At 56.9% G+C, this 17,769-nt stretch carries 19 protein-coding genes; 7 read left to right on the top strand and 12 right to left on the bottom strand.

The window, feature by feature from the left end:
• The coding region (locus ACYVDM_RS03920) for a helix-turn-helix domain-containing protein (RefSeq protein WP_460475315.1) at positions 1 to 223 on the bottom strand (223 nt) is incomplete at its 3' end.
• 137 nt (positions 224 to 360) lie between these two features.
• On the opposite strand from ACYVDM_RS03920, the gene ACYVDM_RS03925 reads away from it, so the two are divergent.
• Positions 361 to 1,353, top strand: coding sequence for a Bug family tripartite tricarboxylate transporter substrate binding protein (locus ACYVDM_RS03925; protein WP_415788906.1), 993 nt, complete (start codon positions 361 to 363; stop codon positions 1,351 to 1,353).
• Between the two features lie 41 nt (positions 1,354 to 1,394).
• On the opposite strand, the gene ACYVDM_RS03930 is transcribed toward ACYVDM_RS03925, so the two are convergent.
• The gene (locus tag ACYVDM_RS03930) at positions 1,395 to 3,056 is read right to left on the bottom strand and encodes a GMC family oxidoreductase (protein ID WP_415789626.1); all 1,662 of its coding nucleotides are present in this window, start codon (positions 3,054 to 3,056) and stop codon (positions 1,395 to 1,397) included.
• A 175-nt stretch (positions 3,057 to 3,231) separates the two neighbouring features.
• On the opposite strand from ACYVDM_RS03930, the gene ACYVDM_RS03935 reads away from it, so the two are divergent.
• Positions 3,232 to 4,185 carry a LysR family transcriptional regulator gene (locus ACYVDM_RS03935; protein WP_415788908.1) on the top strand — a complete coding sequence of 318 codons (954 nt, stop codon included), beginning with the start codon at positions 3,232 to 3,234 and terminating at the stop codon, positions 4,183 to 4,185.
• Positions 4,186 to 4,254: 69 nt separating this feature from the next.
• Here the strand turns inward: ACYVDM_RS03935 and ACYVDM_RS03940 are convergent, their stop codons facing one another.
• Both ACYVDM_RS03940 and ACYVDM_RS03945 read right to left on the bottom strand, forming a co-directional pair.
• Positions 4,255 to 5,076 carry an arylamine N-acetyltransferase family protein gene (locus ACYVDM_RS03940; protein WP_415788910.1) on the bottom strand — a complete coding sequence of 274 codons (822 nt, stop codon included), beginning with the start codon at positions 5,074 to 5,076 and terminating at the stop codon, positions 4,255 to 4,257.
• Positions 5,077 to 5,083: 7 nt separating this feature from the next.
• Positions 5,084 to 5,917: an IclR family transcriptional regulator gene (locus ACYVDM_RS03945; protein WP_415788912.1), complete on the bottom strand. Its 834-nt coding sequence runs from the start codon at positions 5,915 to 5,917 to the stop codon at positions 5,084 to 5,086.
• An 88-nt stretch (positions 5,918 to 6,005) separates the two neighbouring features.
• Between ACYVDM_RS03945 and ACYVDM_RS03950 the strand changes: the two genes are divergently transcribed.
• Together ACYVDM_RS03950 and ACYVDM_RS03955 are read left to right on the top strand one after the other, a co-directional pair.
• Positions 6,006 to 6,869, top strand: coding sequence for a TauD/TfdA dioxygenase family protein (locus tag ACYVDM_RS03950; RefSeq protein ID WP_415788914.1), 864 nt, complete (start codon positions 6,006 to 6,008; stop codon positions 6,867 to 6,869).
• Between the two features lie 53 nt (positions 6,870 to 6,922).
• Positions 6,923 to 7,891, top strand: a complete 969-nt coding sequence (locus tag ACYVDM_RS03955; protein WP_415788916.1) for a Bug family tripartite tricarboxylate transporter substrate binding protein — start codon at positions 6,923 to 6,925, stop codon at positions 7,889 to 7,891.
• Positions 7,892 to 7,957: 66 nt separating this feature from the next.
• On the opposite strand, the gene ACYVDM_RS03960 is transcribed toward ACYVDM_RS03955, so the two are convergent.
• Positions 7,958 to 8,920, bottom strand: a complete 963-nt coding sequence (locus ACYVDM_RS03960; protein ID WP_415788918.1) for a LysR family transcriptional regulator — start codon at positions 8,918 to 8,920, stop codon at positions 7,958 to 7,960.
• Positions 8,921 to 9,056: 136 nt separating this feature from the next.
• On the opposite strand from ACYVDM_RS03960, the gene ACYVDM_RS03965 reads away from it, so the two are divergent.
• Complete coding sequence (locus tag ACYVDM_RS03965) at positions 9,057 to 9,962, top strand: aldo/keto reductase family oxidoreductase (protein ID WP_415788920.1); 906 nt, start codon at positions 9,057 to 9,059, stop codon at positions 9,960 to 9,962.
• Positions 9,963 to 10,070: 108 nt separating this feature from the next.
• On the opposite strand, the gene ACYVDM_RS03970 is transcribed toward ACYVDM_RS03965, so the two are convergent.
• Positions 10,071 to 10,364 carry a YciI family protein gene (locus ACYVDM_RS03970; protein WP_415788922.1) on the bottom strand — a complete coding sequence of 98 codons (294 nt, stop codon included), beginning with the start codon at positions 10,362 to 10,364 and terminating at the stop codon, positions 10,071 to 10,073.
• A 97-nt stretch (positions 10,365 to 10,461) separates the two neighbouring features.
• Between ACYVDM_RS03970 and ACYVDM_RS03975 the strand changes: the two genes are divergently transcribed.
• Complete coding sequence (locus ACYVDM_RS03975) at positions 10,462 to 10,938, top strand: hypothetical protein (RefSeq protein ID WP_415788925.1); 477 nt, start codon at positions 10,462 to 10,464, stop codon at positions 10,936 to 10,938.
• Between the two features lie 117 nt (positions 10,939 to 11,055).
• On the opposite strand, the gene ACYVDM_RS03980 is transcribed toward ACYVDM_RS03975, so the two are convergent.
• From ACYVDM_RS03980 to ACYVDM_RS04000, 5 genes are read right to left on the bottom strand one after another with little or no spacing between them, the layout of a single operon-like run.
• Positions 11,056 to 12,186, bottom strand: coding sequence for an SDR family oxidoreductase (locus ACYVDM_RS03980; protein ID WP_415788927.1), 1,131 nt, complete (start codon positions 12,184 to 12,186; stop codon positions 11,056 to 11,058).
• Positions 12,187 to 12,193: 7 nt separating this feature from the next.
• Complete coding sequence (locus ACYVDM_RS03985) at positions 12,194 to 13,165, bottom strand: Bug family tripartite tricarboxylate transporter substrate binding protein (protein ID WP_415788929.1); 972 nt, start codon at positions 13,163 to 13,165, stop codon at positions 12,194 to 12,196.
• A 28-nt stretch (positions 13,166 to 13,193) separates the two neighbouring features.
• Positions 13,194 to 14,111: an SMP-30/gluconolactonase/LRE family protein gene (locus ACYVDM_RS03990; RefSeq protein WP_415788931.1), complete on the bottom strand. Its 918-nt coding sequence runs from the start codon at positions 14,109 to 14,111 to the stop codon at positions 13,194 to 13,196.
• A gap of 9 nt (positions 14,112 to 14,120) precedes the next feature.
• Positions 14,121 to 14,447 (bottom strand): AtuA-related protein, encoded by a 327-nt coding sequence (locus tag ACYVDM_RS03995; RefSeq protein WP_415788933.1) that lies wholly within the window; start codon positions 14,445 to 14,447, stop codon positions 14,121 to 14,123.
• 2 nt (positions 14,448 to 14,449) lie between these two features.
• Complete coding sequence (locus tag ACYVDM_RS04000) at positions 14,450 to 15,808, bottom strand: acyclic terpene utilization AtuA family protein (protein WP_415788935.1); 1,359 nt, start codon at positions 15,806 to 15,808, stop codon at positions 14,450 to 14,452.
• 147 nt (positions 15,809 to 15,955) lie between these two features.
• Here ACYVDM_RS04000 and ACYVDM_RS04005 point away from each other — a divergent pair, with 147 nt between their 5' ends.
• Positions 15,956 to 16,918: a LysR family transcriptional regulator gene (locus ACYVDM_RS04005; RefSeq protein WP_415788937.1), complete on the top strand. Its 963-nt coding sequence runs from the start codon at positions 15,956 to 15,958 to the stop codon at positions 16,916 to 16,918.
• On the opposite strand, the gene ACYVDM_RS04010 is transcribed toward ACYVDM_RS04005, so the two are convergent.
• On the bottom strand, positions 16,895 to 17,737 hold the full coding sequence (locus ACYVDM_RS04010; RefSeq protein WP_415788939.1) for an alpha/beta fold hydrolase: 843 nt from the start codon (positions 17,735 to 17,737) through the stop codon (positions 16,895 to 16,897). The genes ACYVDM_RS04005 and ACYVDM_RS04010 overlap by 24 nt on opposite strands.
• Between the last annotated feature and the right edge of the window lie 32 nt (positions 17,738 to 17,769).

Consider the following 17,769-nt stretch of genomic DNA (forward strand, 5'->3'; position numbering starts at 1 on the left):
TAACCTCGTTCAACCAGGTGTGGTCCGCCGTCTTTTTCAGCGCCGTCAGCGCAGCCGAGCTCGCGTGATATCCCAGGCGCTCTTGCCGCTGGGCCCAAGCCGTCGAGCGAAGATTAAGCATGTGGTTATAGACCACGCGCACACAACCAAACGTGCGAGCCAGCGTGGTCGCTTGCTCGGGCGTGGGATAGAACCGGAATCGGTAGGCGCGTTTGGTTTGCATGCCCAAGATGCTATCCGCGCCAAATCCAATAACTGGATATTCATCCAAGCATCGACTCAAATCAGACCAATCCTGCAGCCTGACGGCTGCGCCTCTTTCCTTCCCGGTATCAATGCCGCGGTTTCACGGAGCAATGGATGAACACACAACGTCGCAATGCCTTGAAAGCGCTTTCTGTCTTGTGCGCAGGCTCCGCCTTGCCCCGTATTGCGCTGGCGCAGTCCGGGTCCTACCCATCAGGTCAGGTCAACGTCATCGTGCCCTATGGCGCCGGCGGCAGCACTGACATCGTCGCCCGTCTGCTTGTCAACGATGTATCTGGGCGTCTGGGCGGCAACTTCGTCACCGAGAACAAGCCCGGGGCGGCAGGCAACATTGGCACCCGCCAGGTCGCCATTTCTCCTGCCGATGGCAAAACGCTGCTGTATTCCACCGCAACGCCTTTCTGCATTAATCCGTACGTCTACCGTACCCTGCCCTTCGATCCCGATAATGACTTCGCGGCGATCTCGCGCACTGCCAAGCTGCCGCTGGTATTGGTCGCCAATGCCGGCCTGGGTATCAAGACGGCTGCGGAGTTCGTCGACTATCTACGCAAGAACCAAAAAAATTGCAGCTTCAGTTCATATGGTGTCGGCACATCCAGCCACATCGCAGGGACGATCTTCACCAAGAAAATCGATGCTTCAGGCGTCCTCCATGTCCCCTACAAGGACATGACGGCAATGGCCGACCTGGCTGCTGGACGCAACACCTTTCATATCGATGCGTGGTCTGCCGTTGCCCCGATGGTCAAAGCAGGTAAGCTGGTAGCACTGGCCGTCTCCAGCAGCGAGCAACTGCCTTGGGCGCCAGAACTCCCTACGCTCGCCAGCGTCATCCATAGCGACTATGACGTCGTCACTTGGCATGCCGTATTCGCCCCGCGCAAAACTCCTGCCGACATCGTCACGTTATTGAACAAGGAATTTCAGAGGTCGCTCGACAAACCCGAAATAAAAAAGACGTTTGCGGAACAAGGCTTTTTGACCTATCCGCCTGCCACGCCAGAGGAAATCGATGCCTTCGTCAAGCACGACAAACAACGCTGGAAAGGCTATGTAGAGGCGGCCGGCATTACGCCGTCGTGATTAAACTGGCGGCCGCTTGCGGCCGCCATCGTCGCCACCTTCTAGCGCCCGCTCAGGATCCAGCTTGCCGCCTTCTCTGCGATCATGAGCGTGGGGCTATTAGTGTTACCGCTGATGATCGTCGGCATCACACTCGCATCGACAACTCTCAACCCTGACACCCCGTGTACCTTTAGATGCGGATCAACGACGGTCATGGGATCATCGGCACGGCCCATTTTTGCAGTCCCGACGGGATGAAAGATCGTCGTCGCGATATCACCGGCAAGCCGGGCAAGCTCTTCGTCTGTCTGAAATTGCGTGCCAGGTTTGTATTCAAACGGCTGGTAGCCGGCCAAGGCGGGCTGATTAACGATATTGCGCGTAATCCGCAGCGAATCCGCAGCCACCTTACGATCCTCTTCGGTACTGAGGTAGTTGGGCCGGATGGCAGGTGCCTGCGCGGGATCCGGTCCCTGTATCTGTACCGTCCCCCGGCTGGTGGGATTCAGATTGCACACGCTGGCCGTAAAAGCATTGAAGGTATGCAGAGGCTCCCCGAAAGCGTCCAGACTCAAGGGCTGAACATGGAACTCAATATTCGGATAAAGCTTCGAAGGATCGCTGCGCGTGAAAGCCCCCAGTTGCGAAGGCGCCATACTCATCGGGCCGCTGCGACGCCAGGCGTACTCCAGCCCGATCTTCGCTTTTCCCCACAAGGTGCTAGCGATCTGATTCAGTGTGCGAGTGCCGTCTACTTTATAAACCGTCCGAATCTGCAAGTGATCTTGCAGATTCGCCCCTACACCGGCTTTGTCCAGTAGCACCTCAATCCCATTTTGCTGAAGCAATGCACCTGGGCCGATACCCGAGAGCTGCATCAATTGCGGTGTACCAATGCTACCCGCGGCGAGGATAACCTCACATCGTGCCTGGACATGCTGCCGGGCACCCGCACGAATCACATCGACACCCTTGCAAGCCAATCCGCCATCGCTGGCGCGCCCCAAGTCCAGGCGCACAACCTGCGTGTGCGTCCAGAGTGAGAAATTGGCACGCGCCATGCACGCCGGTCGCAGAAACGCCTTGGCGGCGTTCCAGCGCCAGCCCGCCTTCTGATTCACTTCAAAATACCCGACGCCCTCGTTATTCCCCTGATTGAAGTCGTCGGAGGCAGGAACCCCCGCCTGCTGAGCAGCCTGCGCAAAGGCATCGAGAATATCCCAGCGAAGCCGCTGCTTTTCCACCCGCCATTCGCCACCGTTACCGTGAAAGCGCGCAAAATCAGAGTTGCTTTCACGATCGGTTCGGTTGCCATCGAGTCGATAATGATCCTCGTGCCGCGTGAAATCCGCTAAACAGTTTTCCCACGACCACGCGGCCTCTCCCGTACTGTCAGCCCAGCTGTTGTAATCGCGCTCCTGGCCTCGCATATAGATCATGCCATTAATGCTGGAACACCCACCCAACGTTTTACCTCGCGGATAGCGCAGCGACCGGCCGTTCAGCCCAGGATCAGGCATCGTGTTGTAGAGCCAATCGGTACGGGGGTTACCTATGCAATAGAGATAACCGACGGGGACATGTATCCAGTGATAGTTATCCTTACCCCCCGCCTCAATGAGCAGCACGCTCTTGCGACCATCAGCCGATAAGCGATTCGCCATCAAGCAACCCGCTGTGCCAGCCCCGATGATGACGTAATCGAAGGCATTGTCCGCCATTCTTTTCTTCATTCCCATGTCTCGTCATACCCGCAGATAATTATTATGTCGTAGAGATTCACATCAACGGTGTTAATGCCCCTCTCCGATCAAGCGCTCAGTTTGACGACAAGAAACGACATGATCCAATGAGAAATGCTTGCCACCTTTATAAGTATCACAAATAATAAGAGCTATGCCGAGCCCCGTCCATCTGCCTATTGATCCCCAAGCGCTACGCACGTTCACCACCGTGGCGCGCATCGGTAACATCACCCGTGCCGCGCAATGCCTGCATCGAAGTCAGCCCGCGATCAGCCTGCAAATCAAGAACCTGAACGAGGCCACTGGCCTCAAACTGTTTCATCGCACGCACCAAGGCATGGTGCTCACATCCGAGGGCGCTGCCCTACTTCCCCTAGCGGACAAAGTGCTCAACGCCCTGACCGAGTTTTCAAGCGCCGTCGCCGCATTACATACCACTGCTCGTGAACAATTACGGATTGGCACCATCCTTGATCCCGAATTCACCCGCATCGGCTCCTTTTTACTCAGCCTCGCCAAATCCTTCCCCCAGATCGAGACGACGCTACAGCAGGAAGTGAGTGGTGAAGTCCTGGCCCGTGTTGAACGCGGCGAACTGGATGTCGGCTTTTACCTCAATCCCCCCGATGCGCTGGCGAGCAAATCAATCATCCGTAAAACGCTGACGCGTTTCGTCTATCGCGTGCTGGCGCCCGCCGGATGGGAAGACAAAGTCCGAGGTAAAGACTGGGCAACACTGGCAACACTGCCATGGATCGCCACCCCACCGTCTAGTGTCCATCATCGCTTGCAACGACGGGTATTTGGGCCAGACTCACTCACGGGCCTGGAGCCCCATCGTGTTGCACTGGTGGATCAAGAGCCTTCGATGCTCGATCTCGTACGCAGTGGCATGGGACTATCGCTGGTACGCGATTCAATAGCCACCCACGAGTCGCAGACACGGGGGTTAGTGATTGCCGACCAGGTGTCGCTTGAATGTGAACTCAGCTTTGTGTGCCGCGCCGAGCGCGCGACGGAACCCGCGATAACAGCGGCCTTCGACACGGTTGGCAAGATATGGAATTCAACAGCGAAAGCTGTACTCGCACAAGGCGGGTTGTAAATGGTGTCCGGATCTGCAGTACTAAAAAGGCACCGATAACGGTGCCTTTTGCTTTTTCAACGTCGCTGTTCAGTCCGCGACTATCAGTGCTTCCAACCGCGCATCCAGTCCGACGACCTCAGCGATCCCAATATGAAATGTGTTTTCAAGTAGGCCCTTGATTTCGTCAATGGAATGGAGCTTTCGTTTTTCCATCTCGCCCGCTCGCGGATAAAAAGAATACAGCGTGTCATGCAGCACATGGCGCCCCTCCTTGGCGGCGCGGGCGGCCACTAGATGGGTGACGAAGTGTGAAGCGGGATGGCGCGATACGTACCAGTTGCTGACCTCATAGTCTGGCAAATAGTTCGGCGTCAGATCAAACGCATAGAGAATCCGCCACGCCTCTTGAACTCTTGTTTCAAGGCGATAGACCCCGTTGTCGCGAGTCAAGCGATACTGTCCATGCGGCGTATCCTGGACTTCATCCATGGCAAAGCGTATGGGTACCGTCAAGGTCATGCCGCCGAAACCGGTATCGGCAATCCATTGCTGACCATCCGCCTCCACCAACAGCAGCATGTGAGTACGCGGCGCGATAACGTCATCGGGTACGTTCAACCGAACGCGTGCAGCCAAGCCGGTCGTCTTGAAACCAACCTGCTCCAATATGTACTGAAACAGGATATTGTGTTCATAACAATAGCCGCCGCGCCCGTGAACGGTGAACTTTTCCAGTAGGGAAGCCACGTCAAGCCGCATCTCCATTGCCGTGAACGGTGACAGATTTTCAAAAGGAATAGTCTGCGTATGTCGGAAGTGCAGTTGGTAAAGCGTGTCAAAAGACGGCGCAAGTACGCCGTCATAATGAATAAGATCCAGGTAGGGCGAAATATCGATTTTTCTTTCCATACTGACACTATGCTCCCGGAAGGGTGGCGCCGGTGGCCTCTTGAATGGCACGCACACAACGCAACAAAGATGGTGCAACTTCGCGTGCGAGGATTTCGGGGCCGAGCTTGAAAGCCGGCCCACCACAATTTACTGAATAGATCTCGCCGTTGGGCATGACCAAAGGGACGGCTATTGCATTGACGTCCTCGTGCCAATCTCCGAGCGAGGACACGTACCCCAGCGTTTGATACTGAGTTATGGCCTGTTGAAGCGGCAATGCCATCGCAGGCCATTGCTGCGCAAATTGCACGCGGAGCATTTGAATCAATGGTTCTCGTTCATCGTCGGTCAGTGCCGCAAGATAGGCACGGCCCGACGCCGATGTCGCCAACCCCAATCGATCCCCCACGCCAATCCTCATCACCAGTGCTGCCGACACTGGGCGGACGGTTTCTAGAAGAACCATGTCGAGCTGGTCCCGCGTGCCGAGGTGTGCGGTCACGCCGGACTCCTCAGCGAATTCGCGCATGTGGGGTCGCGCCTCGGCTCGAATATCCAATCTCCCCAAGTACGAATGACTTAAAGCCATGACACCGGGACCCAACGCGTACCGCTCAGACCCTGGAACGCGCCTCAATAACCCCGAGGTCAGCAATGTACTGATTAGACGCAAAGCAGTCGGCTTTGGAATGGATGTGCCCTCAGAAACCTCCTTAAGCGTCAGCGCTGACTCACTCGCCGCAACCCATCGCAGTACAGCCAGGCCACGCGCCAGCGCAGTCACCTCACCATCCACAGTCTCAACAGAAGTTGCCTCGTTCATTTTCCGATCAACGCCGTTTTTGAAATTAAAGTCCATTGAGCGAATTTTACCGACTTACGAAAAATCTTGCGGCCGCATAGTTAATCATTATAATGAAATTACATTCCATTAAATGGAGGCCATTATGAGTTTACGGGTATCACCGATCACGCCCGAATTTGCCGGAGAGGTGTTCGATCTCGACCTGTCGCAACCACTCAACAAACAGCAAGTGGAAGCCATTGATAAAGCGATGGATCACTACGCGGTTCTGGTATTTCGCGATCAGGACCTCTCACCCGAGCCTCAACTGCGTTTTGCCGAGAATTTTGGAAATCTGGACCTTGGTTTCAAAAAAATATCGAAATCACCAGATAGACTGAACCATGCCGCGGTTCTGGATATCTCCAACGTTGACGCAACTGGAAAGGTCGCCGACAGAAACCATCGGAAGATTATCGGGAATCTGGCCAATCAACTCTGGCATAGCGACAGCTCCTTCCAAACGCCTCCTGCCCGCTATTCAATGCTCCACGCCGTCGTCCTGCCTAGCGACGGTGGAGAAACCGAATTTGCGGATGTGCGCGCTGCCTATGACGCACTGCCTGACGTCAAGAAGCGGCAGTTGGAAGGGCTTCATGCTCAGCACTTTGCCCTGCACTCAAGGTTCTTGCTTGGCGACACGGATTACACCGAAGAACAACGGCAGGCCATTCCCGCTGTTGCTTGGCCCCTAGTGCGTGTTCACCCGACGAGTGGCCGATCATTGCTATTCATTGGCTCCCATGCCAGTCACGTCGTCGAGTTGTCTATCGCCGAAGGCCGCTTGCTTTTAATGGATCTTCTCGAACACGCTACCCAACCTCAATTTATCTATCGGCACGCCTGGAAGCCCGGGGATTTAGTGATGTGGGATAACCGGAGCACGCTCCATCGTGGGCGGCCCTTTGATCTATCAGCCAGAAGAGAGCTTCGCCGCACGACGACGCTGGAAACACGCGCCGAATAAAAATCCATCAAATACCAAAAATGAAGCCGCAGAAGCGGCATGAGGAGACATCAATGAAGAACGCGCTCATTGCGGTGGCATTAGCCGTCGGCACCCTGGTGGCCTCCATACCCGCATGGGGTACCGAGGCCTATCCTCCAGGGCCCGTTCACCTTATCGTGCCTTTTCCCCCTGGCGGGCCCACGGATACGCTGGCCAGGAAGATGGCTGACGGTTTGCAAGCCCAATGGAAGCAACCCGTGATTGTCGAGAACAAACCAGGCGCAGGCACGATCATCGGTGTCGACCACGTCGCCAAGGCCAAGCCTGACGGCCAGACAATTGGCATCGTGATTAGTGCGTTCACGATAAATCCGTCGGTCCGCAAGGCGATGCCATACGACACGCTGAAGGATCTACAAGGCATCACACAACTTGCAGAGTCAAGCCTTGTCCTGGTCGCGCGCGCTGATGCGCCGTTCAACTCGGTAGAAGAGCTCATTCAAATTGCAAAAAAGAATCCTGCCAAGCTGACGTACGCGTCGCCAGGCGCTGGCACCTCAACGCATTTGGCGGGCGAGCTTTTTAATAAGATGGCGGGCATCAAGCTCATCCACGTTCCCTACAAGGGAAGCAGTCCCGCTCAAACCGATCTGATCGGTGGTCAAGTAGACCTGATGTTCGATGTCATGCAATCTGCATTACCCATGGTCAAGTCAGGTCGCCTGAAAGTGATCGCCTTGGCGTCATCAAAGCGTGATCCCGCCTTTCCGGATGTCCCCACCATTAACGAGACCGTCAAAGGATACGTTGTCGGCAGCATGTTTGGATTAGTCACCGCGGCTGCAGTCCCCCATGACACGGTAGAGGCCATCAGCAGGGCTTCAGCAGAGGTACTCAAGTCCCCGAAAGTCAGTGCCTCACTTGCCGACTTGGGAATGGTCGTGGTCTCATCGCCACCAACAATTTTCAACCAGTTTCTAAAAAGCGAGGTAGCCAAGTGGCAACGTGTCGTTCAAGAAAGCGGCATCACGCTTGAATGAACGAAAAACATCAGCGTTGAATACTCATCGTCGACAACGAAAGACCCCGCGACTCCCGAACACTGATTAACGTTCAATGTCTGATTGGCGGGCCTTCACGAACTCGACAAAGGCGCGTAGCGGCGCCGGCAGGTAGCGGCGTCCCGGATAGTAAAGAAATGGGCCGGAGAAGCTGCCCCACCACTCCTCCAAGATAGGAACCAGTGCCCCGCTGTCCAGTTGCGGACGCAGCCAATCCTCGAAGAGATGGATCACGCCACAGCCGGCTACAGCGGCTTCGATCGCCAGCTCTACGCCGCCGCCCAAACGGACCACCAGCGGACCAGTGGGCTCAATGGTGACGATCTTCCCGTCACGCTCGTACTGCCATGCTGACATCGATCCGCTAGGGAATCTGCCACGTAGGCAGGCGTGTTGCAGCAGGTCGCTCGGCTGCAGAGGCACGCCTCGCGCAGCCAAATAGGCGGGTGCAGCGGCGGTCGCCATCCGTTGCCGACGCGGACCGATGGGGATGGCAATCATGTCTTGCTCAAGCCGCTCCTCGTAACGGATGCCGGCATCACAACCGGCGGCCAGTACATCAACGAAGGACTCCTCGACGGCGACATCCAGCATGATGTCTGGATAGGCTTTCATGAATTCCGGAACGATCGCGGGCAGCACCAACCGTGCGACACTCGCCGGTACATTCAATCTAAGCGTGCCGGCCGGATGATCGCGGAATCCGTTGACAACGTCCAACGCCGCCTCAACTTCATCAAGCGCCGGGCTAAGTCGATCCATCAGCCGTGCGCCGGCCTCGGTCAACGCGATACTGCGGGTGGTGCGATGGAGCAGGCGCACGCCGAGCCGGGTCTCCAGCCGTCGCATAGCGTCGCTCAGCCCAGAGGCACTCAGACCCGCCTGTCTCGACGCCTCGCGGAAACCACCTGCCCGGGCTACCGCCAAGAACGCGGCCAGATCGCCAAGAGCTGCCAGAGCACTCAAATTAGCAATGCCACGCGCCTCATCTCCCTTTGTTTCGTGCAATGCTGTCTCCGCAGAAAACCAACTGTACGAAATTACGTACGACCTGTACAAAATATACAGTATTGTCGTACAGACAAGCGGCGCATACAGTCTTTCCAACGACGACCCATCGGTCAAATTCTCAAGGAAAGACTACATGAGCAATCTCGGCAATCCCTCTGCGTTCGCCAGTACGTATCGGCTCGGCACGCGCGTCGTAAAACGCATCGGTTATGGTGCAATGCAACTCGCGGGCCCTGGCGTCTTCGGCCCACCGAAGGATCGAGCAGCGGCCGTCGCACTACTGCGCGAGGCGGTGAATATGGGCGTCAACCATATCGATACCAGCGACTTTTATGGGCCCCACATCACTAACCAGATCATTCACGAGGCACTGCACCCCTACTCTGACGAGCTGACGATCGTCACCAAAGTCGGCGCTCGGCGCGGCGAGGATGCCTCTTGGCTGTTCGCACAATCCGCTGCGGAACTGACGCAGCAAGTTCACGATAACTTGCGCAATCTCGGACTGGACCGATTGGATGTGGTCAACCTGCGCAGCATGCTGGACGTCCATGAGCCAAAGGAAGGCTCTCTAGAACCGCAAGTGATCGCGCTGGCAGAACTACAACACCAGGGGTTGATTCGCCATATCGGCCTGAGTAACGTAACCGCCAAGCAGATCGACGATGCGCGACGCATCTGCGACATCGTCTGCGTACAGAACCAATACAACGTCGCGCATCGGGACGACGATGCGCTGATCGACCAACTGGCTCGCGAAGGCGTGGCCTACGTGCCGTTCTTTCCGCTGGGCGGCTTCTCTCCCCTACAGTCGGATGCACTATTGGCCGTGGCGACCGAGATTCGTGCGACGCCAATGCAGGTCGCGCTGGCTTGGCTACTGCAGAGATCACCAAATGTGCTGCTGATTCCGGGGACATCCTCGATCGCCCATCTCCATCAGAATCTCGCAGCCGCCTCGGTGGCGCTATCAGAGGAGACGTTGGAGGTACTGAATAAAATTGGAACCACGAGCAGCGGGAAAGCGGATGCTTATTGAGGCGATCTCTGCCCGATTGTACGCGTGTCGTGACCGCGCTGGCGGTGGGCTGCGCGGCTCCGTTTCAGGCCGGGACCGTCCTGTCACGCACAGCCACTGTCGTTTATTTCAAATGGCGGTTTGCTCAGAAAAAGCCTTATGCCAAGAGTGAATCTCATATTTTTCCCGCAGTCCATGCAACCAGAATGGATCTGTGCGAAGCAAATCTTCAATAACACTTTTACTGTCGCATTGAACGACCCACAATGCCCCTATGGCATCAGATTCTGGGTCCAGCCGTAGAGAGCCACCGACAAGAATTACCTCACTGTGCACGCGGAGCCATTCAAGATGCGCGTTTAACAAGCGTTTGCGCACATCAAGCCGGTCGGGTCTGTCGTAGAAACGGACTGCGAACAACATTACGCCACCTCATCAAAGAGTCGTTGGCCTGATAAAGAATCCAGTCAAGCACGGGCAGCGGCTAAACTGGGGCAACGGTTTTCACGTGTTCCTCATCATGGCGCCTCAACCCGAACCTTACGTTCCCCGCCACATCGCTCACATCGACACCTGGCGCAACGCCGGCTATGCGGTCAAGATCTACGGCATCCATCACGATCCGTACTTGGCGGGCCCTATCCTGTCCGATGCCGTCGTCGCCTCCGTACGCACCGCTGTGTATGCCGTACTTGACGAGCATTCTACCGATGCGCGCGGCCATGGCCTAGGATTCTGCATCGTGCACGTAGGTCAGGAAGCCGTATGGCTATTGGTGGACTGGTGGATCTCAGGCGGCATTGTGTGCCAGCGTATGCTGTCCGCGCCGCTGACGCAGCCGGACATTTTCACGCCAGTAAGTGCACCGGCGCTGGCCTGCGTCTGGGAGTTGGTGGTCACTGCACACGAGCGTAACGCGTGGGTGCGACACATGCTGACCGCCAAGCCCGATGCGCGCGCTTACCTCGACGACACCTTGCCCGCGGGCCGATACTAAAGCGCGGGGATGAACTCCGAGCGCGTACTGTTGGCGGCGGAAGCCGGATTTCGCGCCTGCGAACGCGCCATCCTGACGCACGGCGGCATGGGCTACTCTTGAGGCGTGACCTGATCGCTAAGCCGTTCCGGCCGGAAGATGCGATGTACGCTCCCCACCGAGGACAGGCGGCGGGATAATTTTCCTCTCAGCTAACACTTGAAGCCAGTGCTTCACGCACTCCTCGGTGTCTAGCACTTGCGTGAAGCCCGCCTGTTTGACCTTGACGGTGCTGACAAACGCTGGGGGTGGAGCCGAAGTCAACCCGTATCCAAATCGCGCGTCCGCTGAGTAATGCGATTGGCCAAGCAACTGGTCCATGCTCATCGGCCTCAATCCGTGCTTCTTAACGAGATTCGCCCACATACTGGCTCGGCTAGGTAGGTACTCGGCCAGGCACAACGGTGTGTCTGGACCCAGCTCAACGTTGAGAAACTCAGCCAGGCCTGGCCATAGGTCCCTCCAACTGAACACCTCACCATTGGTCAGGTTGTAATGCTCGCCCCAAACGTTCGCATCGCTTGCAGCCCAAACGGTCGCGTTGCCAATCAGGCGAGCATCCACCGCTTCGCGCGGATATGAAATATGGCCCGGATAACAGAATGGCGTTCCCTCTTCCCGGCATAGCGCCGCGTAGATGCCGATGACAGGTATGGTATTCATGGCGACGCCCACATTGGGGCCAAGCACGATCGTGGGCCGGAAGATCGTCCAACCAAACCCGGATTTGGCTGCTTTTTCGCGCAGGTAGTCCTCTTGAAACCAGTATGAATTGGGATGATCATCGCGCGGCTCCCGCTCACGCGCGGGGGTGCGAATGGGATGCAGGTGAACACCATAGGCCTTAGTGCCCTGCAACAGGGTCACATGCTGCAGATGTGCGACCTGCGACAACGGCTCGATTACATTCTTGATCATCGTCAGGTTGGTGGACATCTGCTCCGGGTCTTGCCAACCCGATATCAACGTCGGCTTTTCGTAGACTGCGGCATAGACCACATGGGTTACCTGGGGCAACGATGAAAAAGCCTCGCGGCAGGCTTGGGGATCCTGCAAGTCCACCGCCAGGTGGGTGAAGCCCTTGGTGCTAAAGACCTCGGGGCGCCGCCGCGACACCGCAATGACATCCCAGCCCGCATTCAAGAATGAATCAACAGTGGCGGTTCCGACCAACCCGCTGGCCCCCGTGACGAGTACGGTACGTGACATGGTTCTATCAATCCATCACAAGGTTGATCTGTTTGAACAACTCTTTGAAGCGAGCATGCTCATCCATCATTCGCTTGCCGAAGTCTGCGCGGGAATCCGAAGCCGCGACAATACCGAGGTTCGAAAATTTTTCTTGGACCTCAGGGGTGTTAACCGCCTTGTTTATCTCGTCATGCAAGCGGTCCAAGATTTCGGGAGGTGTCCCCGCCGGCGCGACGATGCCATACCAGGCAACACTTTCCGCGCCCGGCAAGCCAGCCTCGGCGACCGTTGGCACGTTAGGCAGCAAGGGGGAACGCTTGACGTCAGCCACGGCGATCGCACGCAGTTGACCGGATTTCACGAAGGACAGAATGGGAGGCACGCCGCTGATCACCATAGAAGTGCGGCCACCCAGCGTATCGGTAATGGCTTCGCTATTGCCTTTGTACGGTACATGCAGGATTGTGGTTTTCGACAAATGCTGGAACATTTCCCCGGCGATGTGGCCGCTGGTCCCCATGCCAGCCGACGCAAAGCTCACCTTATCCGGATTGGCCTTGATATAGGCGATCAGCTCTTGCAAATTATTCACTGGCAGCGAAGGGTTGACCAGTAAGACATTGGGACCCGTAGCAACCATCGCAACCGGTGCCAGGTCTTTCATAGCGTCGTAAGGCATCTTGGCGCGAGCATTCGGATTCACGGTGATGGGTCCGGCCGAAGCAAAGCCAATGGTGTAGCCATCCTTATCGGCTTTGGCGACAAAGTCGGTGCCGAGATCCCCACCTGCACCCGGTTTGTTCTCCACGACGACGGACTGGCCCAATTGCTCAGACAAGGGCTTGGCTATCAGGCGCGCAATAATGTCAATGGAGCTACCCGGACCATAGGTCGCAATAAGACGGATTGGGCGTGAAGGCCAGTTAGATGCTGCTTGGGCCGCGGTCATGGCGACCAAGCCCAGCGCAAGGCCAGCAATCAATCGATGCAGAATCATGATGTGTCTCCTGAGAGGTATGTTGTAGTTAGTTGATGTGGGAATACATCGGTCTGCCGGGATGAGGCAGACGTGCTCGAAGGATGACGCCCTGTTCGGCTTCGGTGATGTAGAGATCGCGTCCGTCTTTCCCACCAAAAGCAACGTTAGTGGTGCGCATGCCCGCACACGAGCGTATGCGGTGTAGCGGCTCGCCCAGCGGACTGAACAACCAAACGGTACCGGCCTGGGCATGCACAACCGCCAAGTTGCCGGCTTCGTCCAGCGCCAGACCGTCCGGCCCCGCCGTGCTGCCGGACAACTGAATAAAGCGACTCGCCTTTTTCATGGAGCCGTCAGGTTCCAATCTCAAAGCATAAATAGCGTTGTCATGGGTAATGGCTACGTACAGCACGTTCTCTGCTTTGTTCAGCACGAGGCCGTTGGGCCCGGCGAGCCCATCCATCAACAAGTCCACAGCGTGCCCATCGCTACGCAGTCGGAATACACGGCCGGTGGGATTATTCAGCGCGCTCTCACCCTGGTCGGTGAAATACAGGTCGCCATTCGATGCAAAGAGCAAATCATTCAAGCCCCGCAGCCCTTCGCGCTGCACATGCTGCAGATAGGGATGTATCGTCTTCGCCTGTGGATCAACCAGCATCAAACCATGAAGATGATCCGCTACAAAAATTCGGCCATCCTGATGAATTTTCAGGCCATTAGGCTCGCCAGCGTAGCTGACAATGACTTCGAAATTGCCTTTCGGATCGACCCGCAGGATGCGGCCATGCGCCAGATCCACGCACCACAGGTTACCCGCGCGATCAAAAGCCGGACCCTCCAGAAATGAATGCATCTTCGTGTGGCGCGCAGCGAGCCAAGAGGAAGGCTGATCGGTTAGATACAGGGATTCAGGCAGCTTGGCAAAAATTTCGGTTTGCAATAGTTCCGCGGGGGGATACATATCGGCCTCTCAAGATGTCAACGGGTTGTCCGGCAACTCTATGCCCAACAACAGCGCGCTTAGCGATTTACCATGGGGATCCAGGCGCAGCGAACGCGTCACGCCGCCCGCCAGAACATTGGGAATGACAAAGTTCAGGGCCTTTAAACTCTCGACCTCGTAGCGCCGAACCGACCCCGCGCCCAGGTGTGAAAATGCCTGCTCAACGCGTTCCGCGGTCAACTCGCGACACAGCGTTCGCCAGCCCGCATCGTCATACGCAATAACGGCTATGCTGGACGTGTTGCCCTTATCGCCAGCGCGCGCATGCGCAAGGTCATAGACCAAAGTTCCCATCGCTATGCTCCTACCGTCATCACTTCGGGGTGGACCCAGTCGCGGGGAATGAGTACTGCGTCCACGGCGATGATCTCCTTGGTGCCTACGTTGACGGGTCCGCCCGCACCATAAGGTCCTTGCATATTCAACTGTCGGACATGGTCGCCCAGCAAATGAGCGCTTTTCTTGTCTGCGCATCGCGCAGCGACGCGCAAGCGCACCTCGTAGGGATCGCTCACCATGGCGGCCGAGTGTTCCCCGTGCAGGCTGCTGATGCCTATCAAGTCGACCTGAAACTCGCTGGCCTGGCCGCCATCTAAGCGAAAGCGCTCTTTCACTGTCTCGGCTGCCAACTGGGCACGAGCGACAGCGTTGATGCCAGCATAGGCAACCTCGCCTGTGCCGATCCAGCCATCCAGGTACCCGACCACCACCTTGTAGCTATCGGTGCGTGAACGAGCGCTGATACCGCGTACCGCCACGCGGTCTGGCGTCAGCTCTTCAAAATGCAGGCCCTGCAGCGACAGGACACAATCAGGGGTGATATAGGCGCTGGGATCATGAATTTCGTACATGGCCTGCTCAGAGCACGTCATGCGATCCAACCTGCCGCCTGAGCCTTCCGGCTTGCCAATGATCAGCCCGCCATCACCGTAAAGGTCCGCATAGGGATAAGGTAATTCCGCCAGACGCGGTACATCTTTCTTGCCGGGATCGGCAAAATAGCCACCCGTGACCTGGGCAGAGCACTCCAGCAAGTGCCCCATTATCGTGCCGGCGGCAAGGCGCGGCAGATCGTCATAGGCCCACCCGTGATGGTGTAGCGCCACGCCCAAAAACAAGGATGGATCTGCTACGCGCCCCGTCATCACGACATGCGCACCCGTGGCCAGCGCATCGCGGACGACATCGGCACCCAAGTAAGCGTTGGCCGAAGCCAGACGAGGCAAGACTTCTTCCAAAGGCAAGCCACGATCCATCAACAATAACTCAGGATGCAAGCGCACGCGGTCGATCACGTCGTCACCGACTACAGCAGCGCATTGAAGCGCTTGCCATCCTAATTCCCGGCCGATGTTCAGAGCAGCCTGCGCGGCACCAATCGGATTCGCGGCGCCCATGTTGGACACCAAGCGCACCCCATTTTGTTGACACAATGGCAGAAAGGCCCGCATACGCTCATCTAGCATTGGGTTGTAGCCTCGGGCACTATCATGCCGGCGTGTAAGAGCCTCTCGCGCAATCGTGCGTTCTGCCAGGCATTCGCAAACCAGGTAATCCAGTTCAGCGTGCTCCAGCAACTGCAACGCCGGGCCGATACGATCATCAGCCATTCCTGCCCCCACGCCGACACGCAGTCGCATACCCTCGTTATTCATACTTGTCCGCCATGTGCTCGTGTGTCCCATCGACGACGCGTCGACCACCTCGCCCAAATGGGAATCCAATTCGGAGTATGAATGTCGTCCAGTAATACTCAAAATGATATATTTAAATCTCGGTAATCACTTTTTTGCATCACCATCATGAGCACGCGACTAACATTGACGATCTACGAACTGGAGGCCGTGCTGCTCGTCGCCGAAACGCTTAACTTTCGCATGGCGGCCGAACGGGCTCACATATCGCAACCGGCACTTAGCAGGCGGGTTCTGGCAGCCGAGCAAAAGCTAAACGCCAAGCTCTTCGATCGCGACAAACATAGCGTGGCACTGACCGATGCCGGTGCCGAGTTGACGCCTATCGCGCAGCGCATGCTCTCAGAGTTTCGAGATTCGCTCAGCGATCTGTCCGAATTCATTGCCGGTCGGCGCGGTAATGTGAACATTTGGGCGCTGCCATCCGTGGCGGCCGCCGTCCTGCCCACCGCGGCCCGGGCACTCCAGCAATCACACCCTCAAGTGCGCTTGGTCATCCAGGCCGCTTCTGCACGCCAAGTCACTCAGGCGGTGGCCGAGGGTAAAGCGGATCTCGGTATTTCGATCGAAATAGCAGATCAGCCGGCTGATGTGGGGTTCACCGCTCTGCTACAAGAAAACTTTGTATTGATTTGCCCAGCCGATGATCCGCTGGCGAAAAAGCGGAAAGTAGATTGGAGCGTATTCGCCACGCGGCCCTTCATCGCAAGCGGGCCGGCCAGTAGCATTCGACACGTTACGGATCGAATACTGGCAGCTTCAGGTCGACTGCCCGATGCGCACTACGTGGCCGACAACATCTCAGTCGTCGGCGCCATGGTGGCAGAGGGAATTGGGGTGGCCGCCGTACCAGAACTGGCGCTGAGGCTAATGGATACGACACGACTAGGAAGCGTGGCGTTGCATTCACCTAGCGCTACGCGGGAAATCGGAATCCTGGTGAAAAAACGGCGCTCTTTGTCAGCAGCGGCACTGCAGTTTATTGCTATGTTGCAGCAGGTCATTGCCGAGCTTCCAAAGGAAAGCGCCCCAATCCCTATGCGACATCTACGCCCGCACAAAGGCCAGTAGGTCGGGGTTGATGGTATCGGCGTTGACGGTCAGCATGCCGTGCGAATAGCCCTTGTAGATCTTCAGCGTCCCATTTTGCACCAGCTCGATCTGTTTCAATGCGGCGTTGGCATAAGGTACGACCTGATCGTCGTCGCCTTGCATGATCAGGGTCGGAACGGTGATGGCCTTGAGGTCCTCAGTCTGATCTGTTTCAGAAAAAGCCTTGATCCCTTCGTAATGGGCAAGCGCACTGCCCATCATTCCCTGGCGCCACCAATTGTCGATGACCGCTTGCGAGACCTTGGCGTCCGGCCGGTTAAAGCCATAAAACGGGCCCGAGGCAACCGCGCTGAAGAATTCAGCACGATTGGCCGCGAGCGCAGAACGAAAGCCGTCGAAAACCGAGATCGGTGTCCCCTCCGGATTATTTTCCGTCTTTACCATCAGAGGGGGAACCGCGCTGACCAGCACGGCCTTGGCGACACGCCCCTGCGGTTGGCCATACTGCGCGACATAACGGGCCACCTGGCCACCACCGGTGGAATGGCCAATGTGGACAGCGTTCTTCAAATCGAGAAATTCGGCCACTGCCGAGGCATCGGCGGCATAGTGATCCATGTCATGGCCGGTGGCGATCTGCGAGGAACGGCCATGGCCGCGCCGGTCGTGCGCAACGACACGGTAGCCGTTCGCCAGGAAGAACAACATCTGGGTATCCCAGTCATCCGATGAAAGAGGCCAACCGTGATGAAACACGATTGGTTGAGCCTCCTTGGGGCCCCAGTCCTTGTAGAAAATCTCGGCGCCATCCTTGGTCTTGATGAATTCGCTGCTCATTTGCTACCTCCTATAGAGGATTTACGAGGTTT

This window comes from Bordetella tumulicola (genome assembly GCF_054779135.1).